The organism is Erwinia sp. B116 (assembly GCF_002865965.1).
Lineage (GTDB): Bacteria > Pseudomonadota > Gammaproteobacteria > Enterobacterales > Enterobacteriaceae > Erwinia.
Genome location: NZ_JRZZ01000041.1, coordinates 1 through 20,090, shown reverse-complemented (window position 1 = coordinate 20,090; position 20,090 = coordinate 1). Strand labels below are relative to the sequence as shown.

General features: G+C 62.9%; 14 protein-coding genes and 2 pseudogenes. 5 read left to right on the top strand and 11 right to left on the bottom strand.

What is annotated here, in order from left to right; all coding sequences use genetic code 11:
• On the bottom strand, positions 1-539 hold a 539-nt coding region (locus NV64_RS24225; protein WP_233209047.1), incomplete at its 3' end, for an LLM class flavin-dependent oxidoreductase.
• A 201-nt stretch (positions 540-740) separates the two neighbouring features.
• Here NV64_RS24225 and NV64_RS19535 point away from each other — a divergent pair.
• A pseudogene (locus tag NV64_RS19535) lies at positions 741-1,999 on the top strand (MFS transporter).
• Here NV64_RS19535 and NV64_RS19530 read toward each other — a convergent pair.
• From NV64_RS19530 to NV64_RS19520, 3 genes are read right to left on the bottom strand one after another with little or no spacing between them, the layout of a single operon-like run.
• Positions 1,996-3,255, bottom strand: coding sequence for a PTS ascorbate transporter subunit IIC (locus NV64_RS19530; protein ID WP_056232991.1), 1,260 nt, complete (start codon positions 3,253-3,255; stop codon positions 1,996-1,998). The pseudogene NV64_RS19535 and the gene NV64_RS19530 overlap by 4 nt on opposite strands.
• 12 nt (positions 3,256-3,267) lie before the next feature.
• Positions 3,268-3,555, bottom strand: a complete 288-nt coding sequence (locus tag NV64_RS19525; protein WP_056232994.1) for a PTS sugar transporter subunit IIB — start codon at positions 3,553-3,555, stop codon at positions 3,268-3,270.
• Positions 3,556-3,576: 21 nt separating this feature from the next.
• Entirely contained in the window at positions 3,577-4,020 is a 444-nt protein-coding gene (locus tag NV64_RS19520; protein WP_056232996.1) for a PTS sugar transporter subunit IIA, read from the bottom strand.
• A 215-nt stretch (positions 4,021-4,235) separates the two neighbouring features.
• Here NV64_RS19520 and NV64_RS19515 point away from each other — a divergent pair, with 215 nt between their 5' ends.
• Positions 4,236-5,429: a LacI family DNA-binding transcriptional regulator gene (locus NV64_RS19515; protein WP_056232997.1), complete on the top strand. Its 1,194-nt coding sequence runs from the start codon at positions 4,236-4,238 to the stop codon at positions 5,427-5,429.
• Positions 5,430-5,532: 103 nt separating this feature from the next.
• Here NV64_RS19515 and NV64_RS19510 read toward each other — a convergent pair.
• Positions 5,533-6,165, bottom strand: a pseudogene (locus tag NV64_RS19510) (hypothetical protein); the annotation flags it as partial.
• A 248-nt stretch (positions 6,166-6,413) separates the two neighbouring features.
• Between NV64_RS19510 and NV64_RS19505 the strand changes: the two are divergent.
• Positions 6,414-7,859, top strand: a complete 1,446-nt coding sequence (locus tag NV64_RS19505; protein WP_056232999.1) for an AMP nucleosidase — start codon at positions 6,414-6,416, stop codon at positions 7,857-7,859.
• 346 nt (positions 7,860-8,205) lie between these two features.
• Positions 8,206-9,264, top strand: a complete 1,059-nt coding sequence (locus tag NV64_RS19500; RefSeq protein WP_056233001.1) for a 2,3-butanediol dehydrogenase — start codon at positions 8,206-8,208, stop codon at positions 9,262-9,264.
• A gap of 149 nt (positions 9,265-9,413) precedes the next feature.
• Here the strand turns inward: NV64_RS19500 and NV64_RS19495 are convergent, their stop codons facing one another.
• The gene (locus NV64_RS19495) at positions 9,414-11,567 is read right to left on the bottom strand and encodes a sigma-54-dependent Fis family transcriptional regulator (RefSeq protein WP_101506610.1); all 2,154 of its coding nucleotides are present in this window, start codon (positions 11,565-11,567) and stop codon (positions 9,414-9,416) included.
• Between the two features lie 291 nt (positions 11,568-11,858).
• On the bottom strand, positions 11,859-14,066 hold the full coding sequence (locus tag NV64_RS19490; protein ID WP_056233006.1) for a TonB-dependent siderophore receptor: 2,208 nt from the start codon (positions 14,064-14,066) through the stop codon (positions 11,859-11,861).
• Between the two features lie 297 nt (positions 14,067-14,363).
• Between NV64_RS19490 and fes the strand changes: the two genes are divergently transcribed.
• On the top strand, positions 14,364-15,713 hold the full coding sequence (gene fes, locus NV64_RS19485) for an enterochelin esterase (protein ID WP_233209046.1): 1,350 nt from the start codon (positions 14,364-14,366) through the stop codon (positions 15,711-15,713).
• Between the two features lie 161 nt (positions 15,714-15,874).
• Here the strand turns inward: fes and NV64_RS19480 are convergent, their stop codons facing one another.
• Genes NV64_RS19480 through fepB form a run of 4 tightly spaced genes read right to left on the bottom strand, consistent with a single transcriptional unit; the run spans position 15,875 to position 19,698 of the window.
• Positions 15,875-16,681: an ABC transporter ATP-binding protein gene (locus NV64_RS19480; protein WP_101506609.1), complete on the bottom strand. Its 807-nt coding sequence runs from the start codon at positions 16,679-16,681 to the stop codon at positions 15,875-15,877.
• The gene (gene fepG, locus NV64_RS19475) at positions 16,681-17,715 is read right to left on the bottom strand and encodes an iron-enterobactin ABC transporter permease (protein WP_101506608.1); all 1,035 of its coding nucleotides are present in this window, start codon (positions 17,713-17,715) and stop codon (positions 16,681-16,683) included. Before fepG ends, NV64_RS19480 begins: the two co-directional genes overlap by 1 nt.
• The gene (gene fepD / locus NV64_RS19470; RefSeq protein ID WP_101506607.1) at positions 17,708-18,751 is read right to left on the bottom strand and encodes a Fe(3+)-siderophore ABC transporter permease; all 1,044 of its coding nucleotides are present in this window, start codon (positions 18,749-18,751) and stop codon (positions 17,708-17,710) included. Before fepD ends, fepG begins: the two co-directional genes overlap by 8 nt.
• Positions 18,748-19,698, bottom strand: a complete 951-nt coding sequence (fepB, locus tag NV64_RS19465) for a Fe2+-enterobactin ABC transporter substrate-binding protein (RefSeq protein ID WP_101506613.1) — start codon at positions 19,696-19,698, stop codon at positions 18,748-18,750. Before fepB ends, fepD begins: the two co-directional genes overlap by 4 nt.
• Positions 19,699-20,090 lie beyond the last annotated feature (392 nt).

The window sequence follows — 20,090 nt, the reverse complement described above, 5'->3', positions numbered from 1 at the left end:
GCCGGGTGCAGCTTACGCGGATCGACGCTGACCCCGCCGCTGGCGCTGCGGGTGACCGCCTGTGGATCGTTGGCGTCAAACAGCGCGTTAACCACCTCAACAAACTCGGTGGCTCGCGCGTAACGCGCCTGCGGCGACGGCAGCACTTCGCCGAAGTTCTCCTCCCCCACCGACGAGGTGACGGCGTTCCAGCCCGCCCGGCCGCCGCTCAGGTGATCGAGGGTACCGATCTGCCGGGCCAGGTTATAAGGATGCTGGAAGGTGGTAGTGACGGTGGCAATCAGGCCGATCTGCGACGTGGCCTGGCTCAGCGCGGCCAGCGCGATCAGCGGGTCCTGGCTGCCGGTAATGCCGGCCAGCCCGGCCGGATCGCTCTGCAACAGATCGGCGGTAAACAGACCGGTGATTTTTTCACGCTCGGCAATTTTTGCCAGTTCGACGGCGCGGCGGATGCCGGTTGCCGGATCGGTATCACTGGCGGCGGCGAGCACGCTGGCCGCGCCGACCAGCGTTTTTAAACGTCTGCGATGAGTAGTCACTTTTTGTTCCTTTAATTCAAACGGATATCCGTTCAAATTAGAGAAATACGCAGTTAACGCCACCAACAAAAATGAATGTGGTTGGGTAAAAAACGTATAAGCCCGCGCGCGGTCGCCCGAAAAAACCGTTGCCGCCCCGCGCGTCGGCAGGCATCATGCTGTCGCCGAATTTTCCTGCCGTCTGCCGGTCGAAGGCCCGCCATGCACAACCGCTTCCTGCCCACCGCACTCGGGCTCTATCTTAACTATCTGGTTCACGGGATGGGCGTGCTGCTGATCGCCCTGAATATGCCGCCGCTGATGCAGCAGTGGCACACCAACGCGGCCGGCGTGTCGGTGGTGGTGGCCTCGCTGGGCATCGGGCGGCTGGCCGCTCTGCTGCTGGCCGGGGTGCTGTCTGACCGCTTTGGCCGTAAGCCGTTTGTTTACCTTGGGATGCTCTGCTACCTCGGCTTTTTTGTCGGCATCGTCAGCGCATCATCGGTCGGCGTGGCCTTCGCCTTTGGCCTGCTGGCCGGCGTCGCCAACAGCCTGCTGGACGCCGGCACCTATCCGGCGCTGATGGAGTCGTTTCCGCACACGCCCGGCACCGCGCTGATCGTGGTCAAGGCGTTTGTTTCAGCCGGGCAGTTTCTGCTGCCGTTCCTGGTCGGCGCGCTGGCGCTGAGCCACGCCTGGTTTGGCTGGTCGTTTATGGCGGCAGCCGCGGTGATGCTGCTGAACGCCCTCTGGCTTCTGCGGCGGCCGTTCCCCGATCGTCATTACGCTGCGGCTGCCCGCACGCCAGCGCCTGCGCTGGCCGCCAAGGCCAGCTCGGTGATATTCTCTGCTTCACGCTGTATGGTTATATTTCGATGGCCACCTTCTGGCTGGTCAGCCAGTGGCTGGCGCAGTACGGGATGACGGTGGCCGGTTTAGCCTGGGATTCCGCCCTGCGTCTGCTGAGCCTGTATACCGTCGGTTCGCTGTGCGGCGTGCTGGTGACCGCCGTACTGGCCGATAAGCGGGTGCGCAGCGCCACGCTGCTGCCGTGGTACAACGCCATTTCGGTGCTGGCACTGCTCACCGTCTGCCTGTGGCCCGGCCCGGTTACCGTGCGGCTGTTTGCGCTGGTATTCGGGTTCTCGGCGGCGGGCGGGGTGGTACAGCTGGGGTTGGGGCTGATGGCGCAGCGCTTTCCCGACGCGCGCGGCAAAGCCACCGGGATCTATTACAGTGCGGGCAGCGTGGCCACCTTCACGGTGCCGCTGGTGGCGGCAAAGCTGTCGCAGACCAGTATCGCCAGCATACTGTGGTTTGATCTGCTGCTGGCCGCCACCGGGCTGCTGCTGGCGGGAGTGATTAGCCTGCGTCAGCCCTCGCGCAAGGCCGCAGATAAAAAAACACGGCTCCGCCAGAGCGAAGCCGTATCAGTGGAGCAGAATTCCTCTCCGTCTGCAGAAAAACTGCGTGCAGATTAACGCACGATCAGCCCCAGCAGAATACCCAGCGCACCGAAGTCAGAGTCGCTGAAGGTGGTGTTCGCCAGGCCAATGCTGCCGAGCACCGGCAGCAGGAACACCGGAATAAAGGTGATCAGCAGGCCGTTGGTGAACGAACCGAGGATCGCCCCGCGACGCCCGCCGGTGGCGTTACCAAACACGCCCGCCGCTGCACCAACGAAGAAGTGCGGCACCACGCCCGGAATAATCACCGTCATGTTCAGCGCATACAGGATAAACATCCCCAGCACGCCGGCAACAAAGCTGCTGAGGAAGCCCACCAGCACCGCGTTCGGCGCGTACGGGAACACCACCGGGCAGTCCAGCGCCGGTTTGGCGTTCGGCACCAGCCTGTCGGAAATCCCTTTAAAGGCCGGGACGATCTCGGCAATAACCATACGCACGCCCTGCAGCACGATATAGACGCCGGCGGCAAAGGTGATCGACTGCATCAGCGAGAACATAAACCAGTTTTTACCACCGGCGTTCATCTCTTTCACCGCCGACGGGCCGGCCACCAGGCAGGTGAAAATGAAGATAAAGAACATGGTGAAGGCAATCGCCACCGGCGTGTCGCGCAGGAACAGCAGGCTTTTGGGTACCTGCATATCTTCCGTCGACTTCTCTTTATTACCAAACTTGCTGCCGATAAACGCCGACAACAGCTGAGAAATTGAGGAGAAGTGGCCGAAGGCAACGTCATCCGACCCGGTGACTTTCTTCATATACGGGTGAATAATCGCCGGGAAGAACACCATTGATACGCCTACCACCAGCGAACCTACCGCAATCAGGCTGACGCCCTTCATGCCGGCGGTCGCCAGAATCACCGCCACCATCATCGACATAAACAGCGTATGGTGACCGGTCAGGAAGATGTACTTCCACGGCGTAAAGCGCGCAATGGCGATGTTAATCACCATGGCAAAGAACATGATCATCGCCATTTCGGTACCGAAGCTCTTCTGCGCCACGGCAACGATCGCTTCGTTATTCGGCACCACGCCCGGAATCCCGAACGCATGATGGAAGATAGCGGCAAAATCGCTCAGCGAGGAGACGATCAGGCCGGCACCGGCACCGAGGATCAGGAAGCCCATCACCGTTTTGACCGTACCTTTAATCACTTCGGTGGCGGGCTTTTTCTGCGCCACCAGGCCAATCAACGCGATCAGCCCGACCAGGATCGAGGGTTCGGACAGCACATCACTCATTAAAAAACGGAAGAATTCCATTTTTAGCTCCGGTTACAGTGCGCCGAGTTCGGTTAAGGCGGCAGAAATACGCTCTTTCATCGCCACCTTATCCACCATGTTTTGCAGCGAGACGATCTTACCGCCCACCTGCTGCGCTACCAGCTGCTCGGCGATATCGGAGGTGCCAACGAAGATATCGCTGCTGGTCCCTTTCGCAGATCCCAGGTCAACGTGATCGACTTCAGCCGCCACACCCAGGTCTTTAACGATATTTTTAATGCTCATTTCCATCATCAGGCTGGTGCCCAGGCCGTTGCCACACACTACGGTAATTTTCATCTGTTGGTCCTCTGGTTGAATTCAGTAACGCGAAATAATGGATAAAATCTGACTGACCTCTGTCGCCGCCATCAATGCCGCGGTATCCTCAGGGGTATCAAAAAGCTGCGCCAGCGCGGTCAGGATGCCGATATGGCTGTTGCTGTCGGTGGCAGCCAGCACGATCAGCAGGTGCACCGGATCGTTACCTTCCGAGTCGAAGTTGACGCCCTGCTGTACCACGGTCAGGCTGACGCCGATCTTACAGGCACCCTCTTCCGGGCGGGCGTGCGGCATTGCAATGCCGGGGCCGACCACGTAGTAAGGGCCGATCGCTTCATGCGAGCGGTAAATAGCCTCGACGTAACGGGCTTCGATAGTGCCGTTATCGCGCAGCGGCTGGCAGCTGCGGGTGACCGCCTCACGCCAGTCGGTGCAGGCGGGCAGGATCTGAATGACCTCTGGAGTCAGTAAATCTTTCAACATGGGATGGTTACCTTAATGAATTTTCATGGGCAGAGTAGTGGCTCAGACAGCGGATTAATGTGACCAACATCTAAAAAGTTAACGCTAACTGTTATAACTATCATTAAATGTGACCGGCTTATCATAAGCCGGTGAAAGGCTTGTGCTCTGAAGACGGTAGCGGCACACTGCCCGCAGTCATCGCGCCGTTGGCGGTAGCAAAGGGAGAAACCAGGATGCGCAAGCGTCGTAGTAGTGGTCGGGTTACGCTGCAGGATGTGGCCGATTATGTTGGCGTGGGGATCATGACGGTGTCGCGAGCGATGCGCACTCCGGAGCTGGTCTCAGATAAAGTTCGCCAGCAGGTAGAAACTGCGGCCAGCCAGCTGGGTTATCAGGCCAGCCTGCCTGCCAGTGAACTGGTTGCTACCCCGGCTAATGGCCGGGTGACGCTGCAGGAGGTGGCCCGCCACGCCGGCGTCGGGCCGATGACCGTGTCCCGCGCGCTGCGCGATCCGTCGCTGGTTTCCGAATCTGCGCTGCAAAAAATTCAGCAGGCGGTGGCGGCAACCGGCTACGTGCCCAACCAGGCGGCGGCCGCGCTGGCCTCCGCACAGCTGCACACCGTGGCGGTGCTCTACCCTTTTCAGCACGACCGCGCCAGCAACCGCTTTGTGCAGGCGTTGCAGCAGACGCTGAGCAAACAGCCGTTTCAGCTGATTATGGCCTGCCACGAATACCATCAGTACGGCGAAACGCCGCTGGTGGAAAAGCTGCTGCAGAACCGCCCCTCGGCGCTGGTGCTGTTCGGCGCGCAGCTGTCAGAGAAGACCTGCGCGCTGATTGCCCAGGCCGAGCTGGTGACGGTGAACGTCTGCGGCGCGGAGCGCTTTCCTGCCGATATCACGCTGAATATGGCGATCGGCGATGCCGCCGAGCGGCTGACCCGCTATCTGCTGGACAAGGGCTACCGGCGCATCGCATTTATCGGCGCACACACCGATAACCGCCTGCACCGTCAGCAGCTGAACGGCTGGCACAAGGCGATGCTGGCGCATTACCAGAACGCCGACCTGATGATTACCGTGCCGGAAGCGCCCACCCTGCAGCAGGGCCGCTACGCGCTCGGCCAGCTGTTGCAGAACCAGCCGGACCTCGACGCGATCATCTGTAGCCACGAGGAGCTGGCGTTTGGCGTGCTGGCCGAATGCCAGCGGCGGCTGATGAAGGTGCCCTATGACCTGGCGGTGGCCTGCCTCGACGGTTCCGATAACTGCGATCACACCTTCCCGGCGCTGACCTCAATGCGGCTGAACTATGAGCAGCTCGGCCAGCAGGTGGGCGAACAGCTGATGGCGATGCTCGATAACGCACCGCCGGCGCAGGAACAGCAGCTGAAATTTACTCTGGAGCCGGGGGCAAGTAGTTGAGCTCCGGTTCAGCAACCGCGGTCCGGCGCTCTGATCGCCGCCCGACAGCCTGCGCGCGCAGAGTGCCATTTTGCAAGAGAAGGTCCGCCGCAGAAGCACACTGCAACTGCTCGCTGCTGATGACAAACAGCCGGTGCGGATGCAGATCCCGGTCATTCCCCCACGCATAGCCAGCCCATAAGGCGTGAAATTCACCCCACGAAGGAATGGATTTCAAAGGCCTTCCCTCCTCGCTGCCGTCCGAGAGGTAGACGTGGTAGTCCGGCTGGGCAAGGGCCCAGGCGATCATCACTTCCCAGAAACGTTTGCCGTCGCCGGTGTGTTCACTGTCTGACACCACGATCGCATAGCGTGACAGGAAATGGCGGAAGAACCGTTTCGCTATGCCGCTTACCACATCCTGGTGCTGCGGCAGCACGGTACGCCAGACCATAATCTGCGTACAGGTTTCGCGTAACGGGACAATATGTTTTAACAGCAGCAGCTTAACGGCATAAACGGTTTCCGGCTCTTCGGTTTCCGCAATCAGCCGGTACTGGTCTTCCTGCAATGAACTTACCAGCCGATAGCCCGGCGGCAGGCTGAACCCTTCCAGTGTAAAATCGCGCACGCCTTTGGCCAGAAAATAGCGCGTGTCATCGCTGTTTCTTCCCGAAATAACGCTGCCGAATTTTTCATCAAAACCCGCAGCGGGTATCAGAAATGGCATCCCTGAATTCCTTATGGCTGTATTCATCCTCACCCTCCTTTTGCGTCACTCTGATTAAACCCGAACGCAGCAGGCGGCACCGCCGGTGGTCAACCCACCGGTAACGCTCACCTGACGCTACGCATCGCCGCTCTGACGATCAAGTATGCTGTTTTTTTCTACAGCATGCTTCCCAAAATATTTCCGAAAAGCACAATAGTTACATTCCGCTTGCGCACCGTCCCGCATCTTCGGATAGTCTGTGGTACAGACCCGCCACTATTCAAGGAGATAACATGACGCAAAACCTGACGGTCACCGCCGCGCTGGATACCCTGGAGACCCATTACGCGGCGGCGGTCGATGCGCTGCGCGATGCCGTTACCGCCTTTATTGCCGACGGTACCCTGCCCGATGCCGCCGCGCGTGCCGCCGGCCTGTTCGTCTACCCGCAGCTGCGCGTCAGCTGGAACGGCGCGGCCCCGGCGCAGCGGCTGACCCGCGCCTTTGGCCGCTTTACCCGCCCCGGTAGCTACAGCACCACCGTTACCCGCCCGGCGCTGGTGCGGCGTTACCTGAGTGAACAACTGGAGTTACTGGCGTCGGAGTACCCGGTCACCATTGAGGTACTGCCCTCAGATCAGGAAATCCCCTTCCCCTACGTGATCGACGGCTCCGGCCTGGCGCTGGACCGCAGCATGAGCGCCGGCCTCGCCCGTCACTTCCCAACCACCGAGCTGGCGCTGATCGGCGACGAGAACGCCGACGGCCTGTTCCAGCCGGGTGAAACCTTCCCGCTGTCGCACTTTGACGCGCTGCGCACCGACTTTTCGCTGGCGCGGCTGCGCCACTACACCGGCACCCCGGTGGAGGATTTCCAGCCTTACGTGCTGTTTACCAACTACACCCGCTACGTGGATGAGTTTGTGCTGTGGGCCTGCGAGCAAATCGCTGACCCGGACTCGCCCTATCAGGCCCTCTCCTGCGCCGGAGGCATCACCATCACCCGCGACACGCCGCACCCGGAGCAGACCGTCACCGACGTGGCGTGGAAAAAGCACCAGATGCCGGCCTGGCACCTGATTGCGGCGGACGGCCACGGTATTACCCTGGTTAATATCGGCGTTGGCCCGTCGAATGCCAAAACCATCTGCGATCACCTCGCGGTGCTGCGCCCGCACGCCTGGCTGATGATCGGCCACTGCGGCGGCCTGCGTGAAAGCCAGACCATCGGCGACTACGTGCTGGCGCACGCCTATCTGCGTGATGACCACGTGCTGGATGCGGTGCTGCCGCCGGATATCCCGATCCCAAGCATTGCCGAAGTGCAGCGCGCGCTGTACGACGCCACCAAACAGGTCAGCGGCATGCCGGGGGAAGCGGTAAAACAGCGCCTGCGTACCGGCACGGTGGTCACCACCGACGACCGCAACTGGGAGCTGCGTTATTCTGCTTCCGCGCTGCGCTTTAACCTCAGCCGCGCGGTGGCGGTGGATATGGAGAGCGCCACCATTGCCGCCCAGGGTTACCGTTTTCGTGTACCCTACGGCACGCTGCTGTGCGTCTCCGATAAGCCGCTGCACGGCGAGATCAAGCTGCCGGGCCAGGCCAACCGCTTCTATGAGGGGGCAATCTCCGAACATCTGCAGATTGGTATTCGCGCCATCGACCTGCTGCGCGCCGAGGGCGACCGCCTGCACTCGCGCAAGCTGCGCACCTTTGATGAACCGCCGTTCCGCTGATTCTGCGGCAGTACCGTATCTGCTGCCCGTGCGCTATTGCGGCTGACTGAATCGCACCCGTGCCGCCACGGCACGGGTCGCGTAAAAACACGGCTGGCCTTACGCCATGGCCAGGACAGATAACGAGCCACCCGCTGGTGACACCTGTCGCTGTTACAGGTGTCACATCCCGCCCGGTGCACCCCGGCACAGTGGTTCAGGTCAAAATTAACCCATTGAATTAAAACAACTTCACTCAACCTCCCGATCCTGGCACGCTTTTCGCAATTCCCTGCGCGAGTCTCTGCTCCGGCTGATGCATAAGGCACAGCAATGGACAGGGTTAAGCCAGTCTCAGGGAGACAGTATGAAAGCAGCTCGTTGGTATAAAGCACGCGACATCCGCATCGATGATATTGAAGAGCCCCAGGTTTCCGCCGGTCAGGTCAAGATTAAAGTCGCCTGGACCGGGATCTGCGGCAGCGATCTGCATGAGTATCTGGCCGGGCCGATCTTCGTTCCGGTCGACCAGCCGCATAAAATCAGCCATGACATTGCGCCGATCGTGATGGGCCACGAGTTCTCCGGCGAAGTGGTGGCGGTGGGCAGCGGCGTAACCCGCGTTAAGGCCGGCGACCGCGTGGTGGTCGAGCCGATCCTCTCCTGCCAGCAGTGTGAAGCCTGCCGCGAAGGCAAATATAACCTGTGCGGCGACCTCGGTTTCCATGGCCTCTCCGGCGGCGGCGGTGGCTTCTCCAGCTTTACCGTGGTGGCCGAGCATATGGTGCACCGCATGCCGGACGCGCTGAGCTATGAGCAGGGTGCGCTGGTTGAACCGGCCGCCGTTGCGCTGCACGCGGTACGCATGAGCAAGCTGAAAGCGGGTGACAAGGCGGCGGTATTCGGTGCCGGCCCAATCGGCCTGCTGGTCATTGAAGCGTTGCGCGCGGCCGGGGCGGCGGAAATCTACGTGGTGGAGCTGTCGCCACAGCGTGCGGAGAAAGCCCGCGAACTGGGTGCCAGAGTGGTGATCGACCCGAGCAAAGAAGATGCGGTGGCCAAAATTCGCGAGCTGAGCGCGGGTGGCGTTGACGTGGCCTATGAAGTGACCGGTGTGCCGGTGGTGCTTAAGCAGTGCATCGACAGCACCCGTTATGAAGGCGAAACCGTTATTGTCTCGATCTGGGAAGGTGAAGCCTCATTCCACCCGAACAAAGTGGTGCTGGCCGAGCGCAGCGTGAAGGGCATTATCGCCTATCGCCATATCTTCCCGGCGGTGATGGACCTGATGACCCAGGGCTACTTCCAGGCCGACAAGCTGGTCACCAAGCGCATCGAGCTGGAGCAGCTGGTCACCGAAGGCTTTGACGCGCTGGTCAAAGAGAAACAGCAGGTGAAAATCCTGGTGCGTCCGCCGCAGGACTAAGCACGGCCGCTAACGGCACGCCGGCCGCATCTTTGTTCCCCTGAAGAAGCCTGTCTTCGCGGCCATCAGCCCAGCCTGCGCACGTTACACCCGTTACGGTGCGCAGGTTACTCTTCCCACAGTATGTGCCCCTGCTCAACACGCCCCTATTAACTCCTGTGCAACGGCGACCGTATGCCGTATCGCTGCATACGGCGGTAGAGCGTCATTCGGCTGATACCGAGCAGGCGCGCCACGGCGCTGTGGTTCCAGCGGGCGGCGTGCAGATGCTGCTCCAGCTCCTGCGCTTCCGGCGGTAAGCCCGGTGGGTTTTTCTGTCCGCTGCAGGCGGCGGCAGCTCCGTGACCTGACGCGCCGGCGTGCCCGGTCGCAGGGGCTGCCGGATGGTCTGCCGCACCGGCATACGATAGCGGCCCCTGCTGAGACGCCCCGGACGTAGCTGAGTTCATAACAAGATCCTGCGCCGCTGCGGCACGGGGAAAAATCTCTGCACTGGCGATGCCCTGCCCGCTCATCTGCAGCGTGTCCGGCAGATCGGCAGGTTCAATACGCCCGTTCAGGCTCATCGCGCTGGCGTAGTCCAGCGCGTTACGCAGTTCGCGCAGATTACCGGGCCAGCGATGTTGCTGTACACAGCGGCGCGCGGCGGGTGCCAGCTCCGCTTTACCGTCCAGCAGCGTGTCGATCAGCCAGTCCAGATCGCTGCGATCGCGGAGTGCGGGCAGCGTCACGCGTGCGCCCTGCAAGCGCCAGAACAGATCGGCGCGAAAACGCCCCTGCTCCACCCGCTGCTCAAGCCGATGGTGCGAGGCCGAAATCACCCGAATATCCACCCTCACCGGCCGCGTTCCCCCCACCGGCAGCACCTCTTTTTCCGCCAGCACCCGCAGCAGCCGGGTCTGCATCTCCAACGGCATATCGCCGATCTCATCGAGGAACAGCGTGCCGCCGTCTGCGGCCTGGATCAGTCCCGCCCGCGCCTTACTGCCGGCACCGGAGAAGCTGCCGGGCAGATGGCCAAACAGTTCACTCTCGATCAGCTGTGCCGGGATCGCCGCGCAGTTAACGGCGATAAACGGCCGTGCCCGGCGATCGCTGGCCTGGTGGAAGGCACGGGCAAAGTACTCTTTACCGCTGCCGGTCTCGCCCTGCACCACCAGGTTCAGCGAGGCGCTAAGCAGCCGGGCGGCACGCTGCAGCTGCTGATGCAGGGCCGCATCGCCGCCACACAGTGCCGCCAGCGGTGCGGGCAGTTCCGCGCACGCGTGCGCGGCGGGCCGGTCAGCGACACCGCACGGTGCGTGCCGATCGGCGGACGCGTGCGCGGCACGGCGTGCCGGCCGCAGCGGTGCAACCGCCGTGACAAACAGCTTATCGCCGCTGCGCGCCTGATCCAGCGTGGCAGGCTGCCCGCCGGCCAGCCACTGGGGCAGGCAGTCGAGGGTGGTGTTGAACAGACGCTCGATCGGCATCCCCAGCAGCGCGCTTTTGTCACCCGGCGGCGGCGCGCTAAGCCCCAGCTCGCCTTCCAGCAGGCGCTGGCCACGGTGGTTGTGGCCGGCCAGCCGTCCGCGATCGTCGAAGGCGATCAGAAATTCCGGGCTGCCACCGACAAAGGGTGCACCCGCGCTGAGCTGCAGCGTCCAGTTGTTCTGGTGACGATGGGCAAACCAGGCGTTCTCAATACGCGCAGCCCAGACCTGAGCAAGCTGCAGCGCCAGATGCTGGCTGGCGCGCGGCTGCGGCGAGCTGAGCGCCGAAATATCCAGAATCGCCTGCAGCTGCCCCTCGGGATCGAACAGCGGTACGGCGCTGCAGGTCAGCGGGATATGGGTTGCATCAAAGTGATCGGTCTGGTGCACGGTCAGCGCCCTGCCGGTAGCCAGCGCAGTGCCGACCGCACAGGTGCCGGCTACCGCTTCGGTCCACTCTGCGCCAAGAAACAGCCCGGCGCGGCGCAGGCTGACCTCGGCGTGGGCATCGCCCAGGTAATCTACAGTAATGCCGCTGGCGTCGGTCAGCAGCAGCACGTAGCCGGCCGCTGCGATCTGCTGATAGAGCTGCGTCAGGCCGTGGTGGGCGATATGGCGGAACTCCTCCATACGCTGGCGGTGTTCGCGCAGCTGCTGCCACGGCAGGATGCGCGCCTCCTGCATGCGCCCCGGCTCAAGGCCGTGATGCGTGACGCAGCGCTGCCAGGAGTCGCCGATCAGCTGCTCCTGCGGCGAACGGGCCAGCCAGCGTGCAGGTTCAGACAGATGTGCCATCACGGTGGCAATATGTTCACGCTGGTGCTGATTCACGGGATCCTCCTGTGGCGACATCAATAGTTGGCTGGCGCGGCTGACGTGGGCCGTTATCATACACCGTTTTTCCCGGACGGCGTCGCCGTGCGTAACGGGTCTGAACATTCGCGGGAATTTTTTTACCAGTCTGATAAGGCTTCGGTGCGGTGCCGCAAAGCCAGAGCGGTTAGCCGTTAAAAAACGCGGACGGGGTTCAAAAAATGCCAGAAAAAAGCCGCCTGTAGAGGCGGCCCGGATGATCAAAGGCAGGTTGTCATGACAAAGCGTCAGAGAACCGCCCTGAAGGCGTTACCATTTGTAGTCAACTGACGCAATTACCGAGCGACCGGTGCCGTAGAAGCAGGCGGAGTCGCCGCTGCAGGAGGCCACATAATGCTTGTCACTGAGGTTCTGCACGTTGAGCTGCAGCGTGGCGCCGCGCAGTGAAGGCACCGCTTTGCCCAGTTCATACTGCGCCATCGCGTCATACAACGTGTAGTGCGGTACGGTGTAAACCCCGTCGTCGCTGCCCGGCGCGGTGCCGGTGTAGCGCACGCCTGCACCCAGGGTAAGGCCGTCCAGCGGGCCGTTGAGAACGCTGTAGCTGCCCCAGGCCGAAGCCGCATGGCGCGGGATTGCAGCCGGGCTGTGGCCGACCTGCGAGGCATCCACCGACTCTTTGGTGACCACGGCGGTGTAGGTATAGGCGGCGGTCAGCTTCACCTCAGGAACCGGCTGCGCGTGCAGTTCGGTTTCCACGCCTTTCGAACGTACCTTACCGATCTGGCGGTAGTAGCTGGTAGCGAGCGCGCTGTCCCAGTAGAAGTCGGCGACGTTCTTCTGCTCAATATCAAACAGCGAGACGGTGATCATCGCATCACTGCCGGTGGGCTGATACTTAACGCCGATCTCCGCCTGCTTACCGGTGGTCGGCTTCAGCGGGCCGCTGCCCGGTCTGGCGTTCTCCAGCACCGGTTCGAACGAGGTACTGTAGCTGACGTACGGTGAAACGCCGGAGTCAAAGGCGTACAGCAGGCCGGTGCGGTAAGTGAACTTGCTGTCGTTAACGGTTTTATCGGTGCCGCCGCTGGTGCGGTCCCACAGACGCCCCTGCGACCAGTCGTTACGACCGGAGATCAGCAGGTTAAATCTGTTCCACTCCAGCTGATCCTGCAGATAGACGCCCACCTGATTCAGGGTTTTCTGCGTGTCCAGCGAGGTGTAGAACGCGCTCTCATTGACGTCAATATCAACCGGATTGCTCCAGTCGGTGTAGTCGGCATCCTGACGGGTAATCCGCGTATTCACGTGGCTGTAGCGGTAATCCACCCCACCCAGCACCGTATGCTGCACGTCGCCGGTGGCAAACAGCCCTTTCAGGTGGTTATCCACCCCCACTTCGTTGGTCAGCGCGGTTTCATGCTGCGGGCGGCGGCCGATGGTATGGTCGTTGGCGTCATCGTTGAAGGTATAAACGATATATTTATAGTCTTCATCGCGGTGGGTGTAGCGCAGGTTCTGCTGGAAGGAGAGCGCCTCGTTAAAGCTGTGATCCAGCTCGTAGCCGATCGACAGCTGCCTGCGGTGCGATTTGTAATACTCTGGATCGTTGGCGTTGACGTTGTAGTCATACGGGATATACCCGACGCTGGTCGGCAGCAGCGTGCCCAGCGCCGGCAGGAAGTTACGCGACCCGGCGTTCGGTTCATACTGGTAGCTGGTCAGCAGCGTGAAGCTGGTGTCTTCATTTGGCAGCCAGGTGATGGCCGGGGCGATGGCAATGCGCTGCTGCTTATTGCCCTTCACCTCTTCATGCTTAATGCTGCCGATGCCGTTCAGACGGTAGAACAGCGTATTGTCATCATTTAAGCGCCCGCCAAAATCAAACGCCGCCTCGCCCAGGTGATGATTGCCGGTGCTGAGCTTCACTTCATGAATGCTCTCCGCCGTCGGGCGTTTGCTGGTCATCACCAGCAGCCCGCCCGGGCTGACCTGGCCATAGAGCACCGAGGCCGGGCCGTGCACCATCTCCACCCGCTCCAGCAGCCACGGATCGAACTGCCCTGCCCCGCCGTTTTCGCTGGAAAGACCAAAGTGCAGGCCGTCCAGCAGCTTCGGCGCGTAGCGGAAGCCGCGGCTGATCACCTCATCGTTGCGGTTTGAGTTACCGCGATAGTTGGTGACCACGCCGCTGGTGTATCTCAGCGCGTCGGCCACCGAGGCCGGCCGCTGGTCGTCCATCTGCTCGCGGGTGACCACCGAGATCGCCTGCGGGGTTTTACGCAGCGGAGTGGCGCTTTTGGTGCCGGCAGCGCTCTCTTTCGCCACAATACCGCCGGACGGCGCGGTGACGCTTTCGCCAGCCTTAGCAGTCACGGTCAGCGTTGCGTCCGCCGCGGCCACGGCATGGATGGAGGGCAACAGCAGCAGCGAGGACGCCAGCAGCAGGCGCACTCCGCAGGCCTCAGCGGGAAGGGTTATAGCGGATTTTGCCGGTTTATTTTGTTCAGTCTTCATCGTTATCCCTGTCTTACGACAGCCTTGCTAAATAAACACCAGAGAAGGCCGGTCGCCCTTTTTTAGGCGCGATCCGGCGAACATGGGTAACCCTTCGCCCCAGCAGGGCGGGTTACTTTTATTGCTGCGCGAAAAAAGCCTTACACCCACAGGAGTTAGCACCATTATCAGCAGCGCGAACGCATATTATTGCAAATGTAAATAGTTCTCAATACTATTCAGATTAGCATTATTATATTTGTCGATGCCGATGCAGATAACCTGTCGACATCTCACCGTGAATTAAGGAAAAAAATCGTGATAAACGCGAAGTCGCTGCTCCCTCACGCGCAGCCGCGCGGCTGTGCCGCCGGCTGGCTGGCCGCTGACCACGTCGGGGAAGAGGCCTGGTGGCGAGAACTGGCGCACTGCGGTACGCCGCTGATCGAAACAGCGGACGACGACGCGCTGCTGATAAGCTTTTTCTGGCGCGATCCGGCGGGCGATGAAACGCGTTCGCCGGTGCGTCAGGTCTATATCAGCATTAACTGCGTCACCGATCATCATCACCCACAGCCGCAGAGCCTGCACCGCCTGCCGGGCACCGACGTCTGGCACTGGTCAGTCACGGTCGACGCCCGCTGGCGCGGCAGCTATTGCCTGATCCCGGCGGGCAGCGCCCAGCTGCCGCCCGCCTTCAGCGGCGATGCCGCCGCGCGCGCGCATCAGCAGCGCGAATGGTGGATTTCGCTGTTCCCGTTTGCCATCGCCGATCCGCTTAACCCCCGTGCGCCGCACTACAGCAGCCAGCGCCATCCGCTCTCTGCCGCCCATATGCCGCGCGCGCAGGAGCAGTCGGCCTGGCATCAGCTGGACGCCGGTCAACCGGCGCTGGCCGACCCGCAGCGCCTGCACAGCTTCAGCTGGGAGAGCAAACTGCTGGGCAACCGACGCCGCATCTGGATCTACACCACCGGTACCACCCCGACCCCGGAGACGCGGCCGCTGGCAATCCTGCTTGACGGGCAGAACTGGGTGGAGGGGCAGCCGGCCTTTGCCGCGCTGGACTGCGCCACGGAGAGCGGCCAGCTGCCGCCGGCGGTCTGGCTGTTTGTTGACGCGATCACGATGCGCCACCGCGAGCAGGAGCTGCCCTGTAACGCGGCGTTCTGGCAGGCGCTGCAGCAGGAGCTGCTGCCGCTGGTAAGGCAAAAGGTGGCGTTCAGCGGGCAGGCCGACCACACGGTGGTGGCCGGGCAGAGCTACGGCGGGCTGGCGGCGCTGTACGCCGGGCTGCACTGGCCGCAGCGCTTTGGTCGGGTGCTCAGCCAGTCCGGCTCATTCTGGTGGCCGGAAGTACGGCTGATTAAAGAGTTTAACAGCGATCTGAACGGGCAAACCGGCTGGCTGACCGCGCAGGTGCAAAGCGGCGCGCTGCCGCCGTCGCGGCTGAAGATCTTTATGGAGGCCGGCGACCGCGAAGGCGATATGGCGGCGCTCAGCCAGCAGATGCATGAAGCGCTGCAGCCGGGCGGTCACGCGATTTATTTTCGCATCTACGCCGGCGGCCATGATGGTTTGTGCTGGCGCGGCGGCCTGATCGACGGTATGCGCTGGCTGCTCGCCGACCTGACGATCGCCACAGATGAGCACGCCACTGATGCCTGATCGGCTACCGTAGCGGCCTGATGCTCAGGTGCCGGACAGGGTCTGCCTGAGCGGTCACCCTGCGCCTGCACCCGTGATCTGCTGCCTGGCGCATAGCGCCTGACGGTCACCGATGCCCCTGGCCCCACCCGTTGCCCACACGGGCTGCGGGGTGCGGCCAGTTATCCGGGGCGGTGATAGCGCCCGCACGGGACGATCATCGGCGTGTGTGACACCGGATCGTCAACGATCACGCTCGCCATGCCAAACACCTGCTGCACCAGCGCGGCGCTGATAATCTCCGCCGGTTTGCCTTCCGCCACGATCGTGCCAGCGCGCATTACGATCAGATGGTCGGCGTAGCGGCAGGCCTGGTTGAGATCGTGCAGCACCGCCACCAGCGTGTGGCCGTGCTGCTGGTTCAGCTCGCGGAACAGATCCAGCAACTCAATCTGATGGGCGATGTCCAGCCAGGTGGTGGGCTCATCCAGCAGCAGCAGCGGCGTCTGCTGCGCCAGCACCATCGCCACCCACACCCGCTGCCGCTGGCCGCCGGAGAGTTCGTCGACGCTGCGCTGCGCCAGATCGCTGACGTTAGTGGCCGCCATTGCCGCCTCGACCGCCTGGTGATCGGCCTCGCTCCACTGGCGCAGCAGGCTCTGATGCGGATAACGCCCGCGCGCCACCAGATCGGCGACGCTAATCCCCTCCGGCACGATAGCGTGCTGCGGCAGCAGGCCAAGCTGACGCGCCAGCGCTTTGGTCTCCATCTGGTGAATATCCTGACCGTCCAGCAGCACCTGGCCGCTGCGCGGCCTGAGCAGGCGACACAGCGAGCGCAGCAGCGTTGACTTGCCGCAGGCGTTCGGCCCGATAATCACCGTGAATTTGCGGTCCGGGATCTGCACGCTGAGGTCGCGGGCGATCACCTTCTGTTCGTAGGCCAGCGTCAGGCCGGTGGCCTGCAGGCGGGCTGAGATAGTATCCATCAACGTCGTGACTCCCTGATTAGTAATCCGATCAGATACAGGCCGCCGATGCTGACGGTGACGGCACCGACCGGCAGCTGTATCCCGTTAAATCCCTGCTGGGCGAGAGCGTCGGCCAGCAGCAGCAGCAGCGCGCCGGTGGTGGCCGCCGAGAACAGCGGCACGCCGGGCGCGGCGGTGAGCCGCCGGGCGATCTGCGGCGCGGCCAGCGCGATAAAGGCAATCGGCCCGGCGGTGGCGGTGGCAACGGCGGTGAGCACGATCGCACCAAACATCAGCTGCAGGCGGCTGCGCCCGGTGTTGATGCCCAGCGCGCGGGCGCTGTCGTCCCCCATCTCCATCAGCTGCAGGCGGCGGCCCGCCAGCAGCACCGCGACCAGCGTCAGCGGCACCACCAGCAGCGCCGACTGTCCTTTTGCCCAGGTCAGGCCGTTCAGCGTGCCTGCGCCCCACAGCGCGGCACTCATCGCCTTCTCCAGCGAAGCGCTGATAATCAGCCAGGTGTTGAGCGCCGACAGCACCGCACCAACGCCGATGCCGACGATAATCAGGCGAAATCCGGCGATGCCCTGCCGCCAGGCCAGCAGCCAGACCAGCGCGGCGGCGGCAATGCCGCCCAGCAGCGCGCCGAAGGCGGTCTGATAAAAGCCGCCGTTAAACAGCACGATCGCCACCAGCGCGCCGGTGTAAGCACCGGTATTAAAACCGATCACGTCCGGGCTGCCGAGCGGGTTGCGGATCGCCGACTGGAAAATCGCGCCGCTGACGCCCAGTGCGGCACCGAGCACCAGCGCCAGCACCACCCGCGGCGCGCGCCACTGGGTAATCACCGTCACCACTCCGCGCGGCCCTTCGCCCTGCAGCGCCTGCCACAGCTGGCCCGGCGTCACCGTCAGCGTACCGTGCGCCAGGGCAAACAGCCCGGTCAGCAGCGCCAGCAGCAGCAGAATGAAGTTAACCCACAGTACCCGCCGCGACAGCCGCAGGCTGAGCGGGCCGCCGCGCCGGCCGATCAACACAACAGAATCAGACATCGGCGGCTCCTGACGATTTTTGACGGCGTACCAGCCAGATCAGCACCGGTGCACCAAACAGCGCGGTGACCACCGAAACCCGCAGCTCGCCGCTGACCATCAGCCGCCCGGCGATATCCGCCGTCAACAGCAGGATCGGCGCCAGCAGCAGCGACCCGACTAATATCCAGCGCTGATCCGGCCCGGCCCAGCGCCGGGCAATGTGCGGCACCATCAGCCCGATAAAGGCGATCGGGCCGACCAGCGCGGTGGCCGATCCACAGAGCAGCGTCACCGCCAGCAGCGCCAGCAGGCGCACCGCAATCACCCGGGTGCCCAGCGCCGCCGCCAGCTCTTCGCCCATGCTTAGCGCATTCAGCGATCGCGGCGTGGCCAGCGCCAGCAGCAGGCCGACGATAATCGCCGGCGCCACCAGCAACAGGTTGTCCACCGAGCGAATATCCAGCGTGCCGGCCTGCCAGAAGCGCAGCTGGTCATAGGTTTGCGGGTTAAGCAGCGAGACCGACGAAGTGAAACCGTTAAGCACCGCGGTCAGCGCCACCCCGGCCAGCGTCAGCCGCACCGGACTGACCCGCCCGCCGCCGAGCGAGCCGATCAGCCATACCGCCACGCTGGCCAGCAGCGCGCCGGCCCACGCCAGCCCCAGCCAGCCAGCCATGCCGCTGACGTTAAACAGCGTGATGCCCAGTACCATGGCAAAGCTGGCCCCGGCGTTAACGCCGAGGATCCCGGGATCGGCCAGCGGGTTGCGGGTCAGCGCCTGGATCACCGCCCCTGCCCCGCCCAGCGCCAGGCCGACCAGCAGCCCGGCCAGGGTACGCGGCAGCCTGGCCTCAATAATAAGGGTAGCGTCCGCGCTGTGCAGCTGGCCGCTCAGGCTGTGCCAGACCACCGCCGGCGCGATGCTTTTCGCACCGATAAACAGGCTGGCGATGCTGACCAGCAGCAGCACCAGCAGTGCCAGGGCGATCGCGGGTAGCCGCGATCGCGAGGCGCGGTCGGGCGCAGAAGATCCGCTCAGGATTGCAGGGCTCACGGCGTTTTAAAGCGCTGTTCAATGCGCTCCAGCAGGTTGCTGGCGCTGTAGTAATCCAGCCTGAAGGTGTCCGGCCCGAACGCCCATACCCGCTTCGCCATCACCGGCGGCAGCGCTGCCAGGAACGGGTTGCTCAATACCTTAGCCACCGTGTCGTCGTCGGTGGCAAACAGCAGCACTGACTGACCCGTTATTCCCGCCGCCATCGTTTCGCCCGAGAGCTGGATAATATCGTTGCGCCTGCCCATGCTGCTGCCGCCATGCACCTCCGACGGCGGCATTGCCAGGCTGAAGCCCAGTTCAGTGAGCAGCTTGCCCTGCGCCGAGGCCGGGGTCCACAGGTTGACCCCGCGCCCGTCCTCATAATAAACCAGCGCCGACACCGGCTGCGGCGGCAGGGTAATCGCCTGTTTCACCCGCTGCACGCGCTGCGCAAAGCGCTCGCTGACCCGTTTTGCATCGGCCTCATGGCCGGTGGACGCACCCAGCTCCGCCGCCAGCTGTTGCCAGCTTTTATCGCCGTAGTCGACCACCAGCACCGGCGCTATCGCCGCCAGCTGCTCCTGCAGTTTCACCGCCGAATCGCCGCCGGTCGCCGCAATGACGATCAGATCCGGTGCCGCAGCGGCGATGGCCTCCGCATTCGGTTCACTGACATAGAGCGGCTGCAGGCCGCGTTCGGATGCCACCTGGCTCCACTGGGTGAAAAAGCCGCGATCGTCGGCCACCGACGTCCTGCGCGCGGTCGCCCCCGATCCCACCAGCGGCGCGTTAATTGCCAGCAGCGTGCCGGTCAGCGTCACGCTGGTTGAGACGATGCGCTGGGGTTGCTGCTGCAGGGTTAATGGCCCCTGCGGCGTTTGCAGGGTACGCGGCCAGCCGCTGGCTGACGGCTGAGCGTTGTTTTGCTGAGGTGCAGCCTGAGCCTGGTCGTTGCCGTTCTGCATCGCGGGCTGCGGCGGTTCCACGTGATGATCATTCGTGGCTGACGCCGTCGTTGAATCAGAGTGCGCTTGCGCAGCTGGCGCGGTTGTGTTTGGATCCGATTGCGGATTATCGCAGCCGCTAACGGCAAGAACGAGCAGTAGCGAGGTGAAGGTCATCGCGCCGCGCAGAGCGGAAGAGGAGAGGTTCATGGCGATCAACTGACTGAAAATGAGTCTTATTATCATACCTGCAGACGCAGTGAAATCAAACGCTTTGCACTGCAGCCACGCAGTTGTCCTTTCCGATTTCCATTCCCCGACTACCCTTTTCGCCCGCGTCCTCCCTGTTGGCTGTTGCGTTGCTGTCTTAAGGGCGTAGCTTCCTGCTCTCGTGGTGGGTTCGGCTGATGCGT